Below are 3,199 nucleotides of genomic sequence, written 5' to 3'. Positions count from 1 at the left end.
ATATTAGATATGTTTAACAGTATATAGTAACAGATATTGGTTAAATTTACAGTAATGAAGTTTTATATAAAAAATATGGTTTGCCCCCGCTGTGTAGCAGCTGTTACACAAATTTTTAAAGGTCTTGATTTAGAGCCAGAAAGTATTACTTTGGGCGAGGCCGAAACTAAAAAGGAAGCCGGCCCCGAGCAGTTATCATTACTTAGTGAACGACTGAAAGAACAGGGTTTTGAATTGCTTGGTGATACTAAAGATATTGTGGTAGAGGGTATAAAATCTGTTATCATAAATCATATACATCACTCTGATGGAGGCGCAGTAGTATTTTCTGAGCTTCTGGTATCAGAGCTCCATAAAGATTATTCAGGACTGAGTAAACTTTTTTCGGTACATGAAGGTATCACCATAGAGCATTTTATTATTCTTCAGAAAACCGAAAAGGTTAAAGAACTGCTGCTTTATAATCGGCTAACCCTTAGCGAAATCGCTTATAAACTTGGCTATAGCAGTGTATCCCACCTTTCGGCACAATTCAGGAAGGTAACCGGTATAACACCAACAGAGTTTCGCAAAAGCGGAGCAAATTCGCGAAAGCCGCTTGATGCGGTTTCCAAAAATCTGTAAACCGTTTCCTTAATTCTGTAACAGCCGATACACCTATACTTTCGAACTTTGCAATATAAATCTGAAAGTAATGGATATGCCTGACAATATAATTTATTTACCCTTAGAAGGTGTTGACAGCGAACACTGCGCAATGATAGTTGATAAAGGTCTTGATGAAGTTAAAGCTGTTACTGCACACCGTGTTGAGCTTAATAACAACAGGGCGGTTATTACAACCACAGATGCACCTGTAGCACTGCCCGCAGCAGTACAAAAGATTCGGGGACTTGGTTATGGTGTAACTACTGTAAAACAAAGCTTTCCTGTTACCGGCATGAGCTGTGCCTCTTGTGCGGCATCAAGCCAGGATGTGCTTATGATGCAGCAGGGTGTGGTTAATGCAGCCGTTAATTATGCAAATGGCAACGGAACAGTTGAATATATTCCAACGATTAACTCTCCCCAAAAACTGAAATCTGCACTGCAATCTGTAGGATATGACCTTATTCTAAATGAGGGTAATGAAGAAACAGATACTATCGAAGCAATACAGCAAAAGCATTATAGCCAACTTAAGAAACGTACTTTTTGGGCCATAGCGCTTAGTGTGCCTTTGGTAGTTATAGGCATGGTGCCATTGCTGATGGAGATGTGGTGGGCAAATTATGCCATGTGGGCATTGGCAACTCCTGTTGTGTTATTTTTTGGCAGGCAGTTCTTTTCAGGTGCTTACAGGCAGGCGAGGCATAAATCGGCCAATATGGACACACTTGTTGCGGTAAGTACCGGTACGGCTTACCTGTTCAGTGTTTTTAATACGCTTTTTCCGCAGGTGTGGCATAACAGGGGCCTGCACGCCCATGTATATTTTGAGGCCGCGGCTGTGGTAATCGCCTTTATCCTGTTAGGCAAGCTTTTGGAAGAAAAAGCAAAAGGCAGCACATCATCAGCCATAAAAAACCTGATGGGGCTGCAGCCGAAAACCGTTACCATAATTACAGAAACAGGGCAAGAGGAAGTGCCTGTTGCCGATTTAAATATCGGTGACAGGATTCTGGTAAAACCAGGTGAAAAGATTGCAGTAGACGGCGAGGTGATTTCAGGCGGCTCTTTTGTTGATGAAAGCATGATTAGCGGCGAACCCATAGCGGTAGAAAAAACAAAAGGCAGTACTGTATATGCAGGTACAATCAATCAAAAAGGCAGCTTTACCTTCAAAGCGCAAAAAGTAGGCAGCCAGACGCTGTTATCGCAAATTATAAAGACCGTGCAGGATGCGCAGGGCAGCAAAGCGCCCGTGCAACGCCTTGTAGATAAAGTTGCGGGCATTTTTGTACCTGTAGTAATTATACTGGCACTTATAACGCTTGCCGTATGGCTCATTTTTGGTGGCGAAAACAGCCTTACACATGGGCTGCTTGCCATGATTACTGTTTTGGTAATTGCCTGCCCCTGCGCGCTTGGTCTTGCCACACCTACAGCTATAATGGTTGGGGTAGGCAAAGGGGCACAAAACGGTATACTGATTAAAGATGCACAAAGCCTTGAAACTGCCAAGAAAGTAAATGCCGTAGTGCTGGATAAAACAGGTACTATAACCGAAGGTAAGCCAAAAGTGGTTGCTGTTAAATGGTTTGCCGAGGAAAAAGAGGAGTACACGAATATATTATATACCATAGAAAAATCATCTGAACATCCATTGGGCGATGCCATTGCCCGTTACCTTAGCAATAAGGCACAGTTTATAAATAACATTACAATACAGAACATAGAAGGCAGGGGAGTAGAGGCTGCTTACAATGGCAAGATTTACAGTATTGGTAACAGCGCGCTTACCCAAAAGCGCAGTATAAATTTAGATGGTGAGGTAAACGACTGGATGCAGGACAAACTTAACAAAGCCAATACTGTGGTATTGTTCTGCAATGATAATGAGGTGCTTTGCGGTATAGCTATAGCCGATACCATTAAAGGCACTTCTGTAAAGGCTATAAAGCAGTTGCAGGATGAAGGCATAGAAGTATATATGCTTACCGGAGATAATAGCGAAACCGCAGCAGCAGTTGCCGCTGATACAGGTATAAAGAATTACCGGGCTGGGGTATTACCGCAGGAAAAGTTAGAATTTATAAGCCAATTGCAGCAGAAAGGCAAAACAGTTGCCATGGTGGGTGATGGCATAAACGACAGTGCCGCCCTTGCACAGGCCGATGTGGGTATTGCTATGGGCAAAGGCAGCGATATTGCAATGGATGTAGCGAGTATAACCCTGATTTCAGGCGATTTACTTAAAGTGCCACAGGCAATACAGTTGTCAGCCAAAACAGTTGCCACGATAAGGCAGAATTTGTTCTGGGCTTTTATTTATAACATAATAGGGATACCCCTTGCGGCGGGTGTGCTGTATCCGGTAAACGGGTTTTTACTCAGCCCTATGATTGCAGGCGCGGCAATGGCATTGAGCAGCGTTAGTGTGGTTAGCAACAGCCTGCTGCTTAAAATGAAAAAAATATAAAGTATTTAATAAGAATAATATGAAAAGCGAAATGAAATTTAAAACAAACATTAACTGTGGCGGTTGTGTTGCCAAGGT

At 42.6% G+C, this 3,199-nt stretch carries 2 protein-coding genes; both read left to right on the top strand.

Annotation, left to right across the window (positions count from 1 at the left end; genetic code table 11):
• Nucleotides 1-54 precede the first annotated feature (54 nt).
• On the top strand, nucleotides 55-624 hold the full coding sequence (locus Q0K96_RS15015; RefSeq protein WP_297334795.1) for an AraC family transcriptional regulator: 570 nt from the start codon (nucleotides 55-57) through the stop codon (nucleotides 622-624).
• A gap of 70 nt (nucleotides 625-694) precedes the next feature.
• Nucleotides 695-3,121 (top strand): heavy metal translocating P-type ATPase, encoded by a 2,427-nt coding sequence (locus Q0K96_RS15010; protein ID WP_297334794.1) that lies wholly within the window; start codon nucleotides 695-697, stop codon nucleotides 3,119-3,121.
• Nucleotides 3,122-3,199: the final 78 nt, after the last annotated feature.

It is taken from the genome of Flavobacterium sp. (genome assembly GCF_024305175.1).
GTDB lineage: Bacteria > Bacteroidota > Bacteroidia > Flavobacteriales > Flavobacteriaceae > Flavobacterium.
The sequence above is the reverse complement of the archived record's forward strand: the minus strand, read 5'-3'. Positions and strand labels throughout refer to the sequence as shown.